The organism is bacterium (genome assembly GCA_036524115.1).
GTDB lineage: Bacteria > JAUVQV01 > JAUVQV01 > JAUVQV01 > DATDCY01 > DATDCY01.
The window spans coordinates 1-6401 of record DATDCY010000011.1 but is presented as its reverse complement, the minus strand read 5'-3'; the positions used below and the strand labels follow the sequence as shown (position 1 = coordinate 6401).

Sequence of the window (6401 nt, the reverse complement as noted above, 5' to 3'; positions counted from 1 at the left end):
GACGCGGCTTCGCGTAGCGGCGCTCGGGCTTCGCTCCGCTGAACTTGCGGTCCAGCGTCCCGCGCCGGTCGGGCCGGGTCTTCGCGCGCTCGGCCGCCGCGCTGCCCACCTTGCTGCGGAAGCGCAGCACGACCGAGGTGCCGCCGAGATCGAACTCCTCGCGCAGCCGGTTCTCGAGGTAGCGCCGGTAGGTGAAGTGCACGCGCGAGGCCTCGTTGACGAGCACGGCGAACGCCGGCGGGCGCGTCCCCTCCTGCGTGATGTAGCCGAGCGAGATCTTGCGCCCCTTGAGCGTCGGCGGCTTGTAGTCGCGCACGGCCCGCCGGAAGAAGGCGTTGAGCTCCGGCGTCGGCACCCGCAGCGAGTACGCGCGGTGCGCCGCGGCCGCGGCGTCCAGGATCCGGCCGACGTTGCGCCCGCTCTTCGCCGAGACCAGCAGCACCGGCGCCCACGCCAGGTGCTTGAGCCGCAGCGCGATCTCGCGCCGGTACTCGTCCCCCGCCTTCGGCCCAATGTCCACGAGGTCCCACTTGTTCACCACGACGACGCAGGCCTTCTTCGCCTCCACGACGGCGCCCGCGATGTGCGCGTCCTGGTCGGTGACCAGCTCCTGCGCGTCGAGGACCAGCACGCAGACGTCGGCGCGCTCGATCGCGCGGCTCGAGCGCAGCACGCTGTACTTCTCCACTTCGGCCTGGACCCGCCCGCGGCGGCGGATGCCCGCGGTGTCGACGAGCACCCAGCGCTCGGCCCCGCGGGCGAACGGCGTGTCGACCGCGTCGCGCGTCGTCCCGGGCGTCGCGTCGACGACCACGCGCTCCTCCCCGAGCAGGGCGTTGACGAGCGAGGACTTGCCGACGTTCGGCCGCCCCACGAGCGCCACCCGGACGGCATCCGTGGCCCCGTCCCCCGGCCGCGCCGCGGCGGCCGGGAACGCCCTGAGGACCTCCGCCATCACCGCGTCGAGGCCGATCGCGTGCTCGGCAGAGACGGGGTAGACCTTCTCGACGCCGAGGCGGTAGAGGTCCAGCGCCAGCGGCTCGCGCCCGGGGTGGTCGACCTTGTTGGCAAGGACGAGGACCCGGCCGGGGAAGCGCGCGAGCACCGTGCGCGCCAGCTCTTCGTCCAGCGGCGTGAGCCCCTCCACCGCGTCGGCGACGAAGAGCGCGACGTCGGCCCCGGCGAGCGCCGCCGCCGCCTGGTCGCGGACCTTGGCGGCCATCGTGTCCGAGGCGAACAGGTCGAAGCCGCCGGTGTCGACCACCGTGAACGGCACGCCGTCCCACTCGGCGACCGCGTACTGCCGGTCGCGGGTCACGCCCGGCTGGTTGTCGACGATCGCCTGCCGCCGTCCGACCAGGCGGTTGAAGAGCGTGGACTTGCCGACGTTCGGGCGTCCCACGATCGCCACGACGGGCAGGCGCCCGCCCGTGCCCGCGCCGCTTCCCGTGCCGCTCATGGTACCTCCCTCTCCAGTGTCGTCAGCGCCTCCGCGGCCGCGGCCTGCTCGGCGCTCTTGAGGCTGCCGCCCTCGCCGCGCCCGAGGGCGCGCGCGCCGAGCCGCGCCTCCACCGTGAAGCGCGGCCGGTGGGCGGGCCCGCTGCGTTCCATGACCGCGTATGCCGGAGTCTCCCGCCAGCGCCGCTGGCAGAGCTCCTGCAGCCTGGTCTTCGCGTCGACCCCGCCCGCCGCCAGGGCCGCCGCCGCGGGACCGCTGAAGAGAGAGCGCGCCAGGCGGTAGGCGGCGCGCCAGCCCGCGTCGAGGAAGACGGCGCCGAGGAGCGCCTCGAGCGCGCCGGCGAGGATCGAGGCCTTCTCGCGCCCGCCGGAGCGCTCCTCGCCCCGCCCGAACCGCAAGCTCCCGCCAAGGCCCAGCTCCCGCGCCGCTGCCGCGAGCGCCGTCTCGCCCACGAGGGCAGCGCGCAGCCGCGAGAGCTCCCCCTCGCGCGCCTTCGGATGCACCTCGGCGAGGTGTCGCGCAGCCGCGAGCCCGAGCACGGCGTCCCCGAGGAACTCCAGGCGCTCGTTGTCCTCCGCGCCGTCGCCGGCCTGCTCGACCGCCGCGGAGCGGTGGGTCAGCGCCGCCGCGAGCAGCTCGGGCTTGCGGAAGACGTGCCCGATCCGCTCCTCCAGCGACACCTCCACGCCGGAGCGAGGCGCAGCGGTCTTCACCGGCGGATCAGGCGACGTAACGCTTGAAGACGAGGCAGGCGTTGGCGCCGCCAAATCCAAAGGTGTTCGAGAGCACCGCGTCGACATCGGCACGCCGCGCGACGTTCGGCACGTAGTCGAGGTCGCACTCCGGGTCCGGGTGCTCGAGGTTCGCCGTCGGCGGGATCACGCCGCGGGCGATGGTCAGCGCCGCGACGATCGACTCGACCCCCCCGGCCGCTCCGAGCAGGTGGCCGGTCATCGACTTGGTCGAGCTGACCGGGACGCGCGCGGCCGCCTCGCCGAAGACGGTCTTGATCGCCTTCGTCTCGATGGCGTCGTTGATCTTGGTGGAGGTGCCGTGCGCGTTGATGTAGCCGATCTGCGCCGGCGTCAGGCCCGCGTCCCGGATCGCCATGCGCATGCAGCGCACCGCGCCGTCGCCGTCGGGCGAGGGTGCGGTCAGGTGGTAGGCGTCGGCGGTCGCGCCGTAGCCGCCGAATTCGGCGTAGATGCGCGCGCCGCGCGCCAGCGCGTGCTCCAGCTCCTCGAGCGCGACGATGCCCGCGCCCTCGCCCATCACGAAGCCGTCGCGCTCGGCGTCGAAGGGGCGCGAGGCCCGCTCGGGCTCGGCGTTGCGCGTCGAGAGCGCCTTGAGCGCGTTGAAGCCGCTGATGCCCATCGGCGTGACCGTCGCCTCGCTGCCGCCGGCGAGCATCGCCCGCGCGTGCCCCATCTGGATCCAGCGGGCGGCCGAGCCGATGCAGTTGTTGCCCGTGGCGCACGCGGTCACGACGCTCTCGTTCGGGCCCTTGAGCCCGAGGACCATGGCCACGTACCCCGGCGCGATGTTGATGATGATCTTCGGGATCGAGAAGGGGGAGACCCGCTTCGGCCCCTTGGTCATCAGGGTCGTGTGGAACTCCTCGATCGTGCTCATCCCGCCGATGCCGGCGCCGATGACGCAGCCGAACTCGTCGGCGAGCGCCGGGGTGAGCGCGATCCCCGAGTCCTCGAGCGCCATCCGGCTGGCCGCCACGGCGAACTGCACGAAGCGGTCGGCCTTGCGCGCCTCCTTCTTCTCGAGGTAGCGCTCCGGGTCGAAGCCGCGGACCTCGCCGGCGATCGTGGTCTCGTAGCCGGTCGTGTCGAACTGGGTGATGCGCCCGATGCCGGAGCGGCCCGCGCAGAGCCCCTCCCAGAGCGCCTCGACCCCCACGCCCAGCGGCGAGACGGCGCCGACCCCCGTGACCACCACGCGCCGCAGCGCCCCCGTGCGTGCCTGCTCCCCCACCGCGAACCTCCCCTGAAAAAGACGCACCCGCGGCTGCGCTCCTGTGACGCGCGCCGCGGGCGTCGCAGCCTGTAAGACCCGCCTACTTCTTGGCCGCGTGCTCCTCGATGTAGCGGATGGCGTCGCCGACCGTCGCGATCTTCTCCGCGTCCTCGTCGGGGATCTCGAGGTCGAACTCCTCCTCGAAGGCCATCACCAGCTCGACGGTGTCCAGGGAGTCAGCGCCCAGGTCGTCGACGAAGGCCGACTCCGCGGTGACTTCGTCGGCGTTCGCGCCGAGCTGCTCGACGATGATCTTCTTCACCCGTTCTTCAACGGACATTGCGCCTTCCCTCCTGGTGGTTGTGTTTGGTTGTCGTTGCGCTGCCGCCCGTGCTCTTCCGGCGGCCTGTGCGACCAACCCGTCGGCCGCCGCCTTACGTGTACATGCCCCCGTTGACGTGGATGACCTGGCCGGTGATGTACCCGGCCTCCTCGCCCGCGAGGAAGCGGACCGCCGCCGCGACGTCCGCGGCCTGGCCCAGCCTGCCCGCCGGGATCTGCGCGAGGAGCGCCTCGCGCGCCTTCTCCGGGATGGCCTGCGTCATCGCCGTGTCGATGAAGCCCGGCGCGACCGCGTTCACGGTCACCCCCCGCGAGGCCACCTCGCGCGCGAGCGACTTGGTCAGGCCGAGCAGCCCGGCCTTGGAGGCGGCGTAGTTCACCTGCCCCGCGTTGCCCATCGCGCCCACGACCGAGGAGATGTTGACGATGCGGCCCCAGCGCTGCTTGATCATGCCGGGCACCGCGGCCTTGCAGAAGTTGAACGCGCCCGTGAGGTTGACGCGCAGCACGGCGTCCCAGTCCTCGGGCTTCATCCGCATCAGCAGCCCGTCGCGGGTGATGCCGGCGTTGTTCACGAGCACGTGCAGCGCCCCCGCTGCCGCGACCGTCTTCTCGACGGCCTCCTGCGCGAAGGCCAGCGAGGAGACGTCGCCCGTGAAGCCCCAGGCGCGGCGGCCCGTGGCCTCCAGCTCGGCGCGGGCGGCCGCAACGCCCTCGGGATTGAGGTCGCAGACGGCGACGTCGGCGCCCGCGCGGGCAAGCGCCATCGCGATGGCGCGCCCGATCCCCTGCGCGCCACCGGTCACGAGAGCGACCTTCGACCCGGTGCCTTCCATGCGTTTCTAGACCCCCTCCGCCGTCCGCCCGAAGAACTTCTCCAGGGACGGAGCATCCTCCACATAATGGCAAACCGCTTTGTTGTCAATCTTTTTCATGAGTCCGCAGAGCACCCGCCCCGGGCCGACCTCGATGAAGCGCTCCACGCCGAGGGCCAGGAGCCGGCGCATCGACTGCTCCCACTCCACCCGCGAGTAGATCTGCCGGGCGAGCAGGTGCTCGAGCTCCTCCTTCTTGCGCACGAGCCGCGCCCCGACGTTGGTCACCACGGGGACCTTCGGGTCGGCGAAGACCGCCTGGTGCAGGTGGCGCTCGAAGACCTCGGCCACCGGCTGCATGAGCTGGGAGTGGAAGGGGCCGCTCACGGCGAGCGGCACGACGCGCCGCGCCCCCGCCTTGCGGAACAGCTCGAGCGCGGCCAGCACCGCCTCCTTGTTCCCCGAGATCACGATCTGCCCCGGGGAGTTGATGTTGGCGACCTCGACGACCGCGCGGGAGGCGGCGGCCGCCTCGCGGCAGACGGCCTCGACCGCCGCCAGCTCCAGCCCGAGCACCGCGGCCATCGTCCCCTGGCCCGCGGGGACCGCCTCCTCCATGAGCACGCCGCGCCGGCGCACGAGGCGGATCGCGTCGGTGAAGGCGAGGCTCCCGGCCGACACCAGCGCCGAGTACTCGCCGAGGCTGTGGCCGGCGACGAAGTCCGGCGTCACGCCCCCGGCGCGCAGGAGCCGCTCGAGCGCGACGCTGACCAGCAGGATCGCCGGCTGGGCGTACTCGGTGAGCATCAGCTTCTCGCCCGGCCCGTGAAAGGCCAGGTGCGAGATTTCGAACCCGAGGACGCGGTCGGCCTCCTGGAAGAGCTCGCGCACCTCCGGGTACGAAGCGTGGAGGTCGCGGCCCATGCCGACATACTGCGACCCCTGGCCCGGGAAGAGGAACGCCGTCTTCACGCCGCGCCCCCCCGGCCGCCGAGGGCCCGGATGAGCAGCGGCACGACCTCCAGCGCGTCCCCGACGATCCCGTAGGTGGCCACGGAGAAGATCGGCGCCTGCGGGTCCTTGTTGATCGCGACGATGACGTCGGCGGACTGCATGCCGACGAGGTGCTGCACCTGTCCGGAGATGCCGCAGGCGATGTAGAGCTTCGGGCAGACCGTCTTGCCGGTCTGGCCGACCTGGCGCGCGTACGGCACCCAGCCGGCGTCGACGGGGGCGCGGCTCGCCGCGACCGCCCCGCCGAGCAGGCGTGCCAGCTCCTCGAGCAGCGCGAAGTTCTCCGCCGAGCCCATGCCCCGGCCGCCGGCGACGACCACGTCGGCGTCCGCGATGCTGATGGTCTGCACGGCCTCCTCGAGGATCTCGAGGACCCGCGTGCGCGTGTGCAGCGCCTCCGCCCAGTCGCGGCGGATGACGATCTCGCCGGTGCGCGCCGGATCGGCGACGCCGGCGGGAAAGACCTTCGGGCGCACGGTCGCCATCTGCGGCCGGTGCTCGGGGCAGGCGATCGTCGCGAAGAGGTTGCCGCCGTAGGCCGGACGCGTCTGCAGCAGGACCCCGCTGCCCGCGTCGATCTCGAGCGACGTGCAGTCGGCGGTCAGGCCGGTGCCGAGGCGGGCGGCGACGCGCGGGAAGAACGCGCGGCCGAGGACCGTGCCGCCGCAGAGCATGATCTCCGGCCGCTCCGCACCCATGAGCGCCAGGCAGGCCTCGACGTAGGCGTCGTCGTGGAACTGCTCCAGCGACGGGTGCTCGGCCCCGAGCACGCGGTCGGCGCCGAGCGCCACCAGCTCGCGCGC

At 72.9% G+C, this 6401-nt stretch carries 7 protein-coding genes; all 7 read right to left on the bottom strand.

What is annotated here, in order from left to right; translation table 11 throughout:
* Positions 1-1459, bottom strand: a 1459-nt coding sequence (gene der, locus VI078_00400) for a ribosome biogenesis GTPase Der (protein HEY5997747.1), incomplete at its 3' end; no start/stop codon positions are given.
* Positions 1456-2172 (bottom strand): ribonuclease III, encoded by a 717-nt coding sequence (gene rnc / locus VI078_00395; protein HEY5997746.1) that lies wholly within the window; start codon positions 2170-2172, stop codon positions 1456-1458. The genes rnc and der, both read right to left, overlap by 4 nt.
* A 7-nt stretch (positions 2173-2179) precedes the next feature.
* A complete protein-coding gene (gene fabF / locus VI078_00390) occupies positions 2180-3445 on the bottom strand; it encodes a beta-ketoacyl-ACP synthase II (protein HEY5997745.1) in 1266 nt (421 codons plus the stop codon).
* An 82-nt stretch (positions 3446-3527) separates the two neighbouring features.
* Positions 3528-3767 carry an acyl carrier protein gene (acpP, locus tag VI078_00385; GenBank protein HEY5997744.1) on the bottom strand — a complete coding sequence of 80 codons (240 nt, stop codon included), beginning with the start codon at positions 3765-3767 and terminating at the stop codon, positions 3528-3530.
* 94 nt (positions 3768-3861) lie between these two features.
* Positions 3862-4605: a 3-oxoacyl-[acyl-carrier-protein] reductase gene (gene fabG / locus VI078_00380; GenBank protein ID HEY5997743.1), complete on the bottom strand. Its 744-nt coding sequence runs from the start codon at positions 4603-4605 to the stop codon at positions 3862-3864.
* Positions 4606-4611: 6 nt separating this feature from the next.
* Entirely contained in the window at positions 4612-5556 is a 945-nt protein-coding gene (fabD, locus tag VI078_00375) for an ACP S-malonyltransferase (GenBank protein ID HEY5997742.1), read from the bottom strand.
* The coding region (locus VI078_00370) for an electron transfer flavoprotein subunit alpha/FixB family protein (protein HEY5997741.1) at positions 5553-6401 on the bottom strand (849 nt) is incomplete at its 5' end. The genes VI078_00370 and fabD, both read right to left, overlap by 4 nt.

Excerpts from the sequence above, each read along its gene's own strand:
- acpP (HEY5997744.1), bottom strand. The coding sequence starts at position 3,767 with ATGTCCGTTGAAGAACGGGTGAAGAAGATCATCGTCGAGCAGCTCGGC.
- fabG (HEY5997743.1), bottom strand. The coding sequence starts at position 4,605 with ATGGAAGGCACCGGGTCGAAGGTCGCTCTCGTGACCGGTGGCGCGCAG.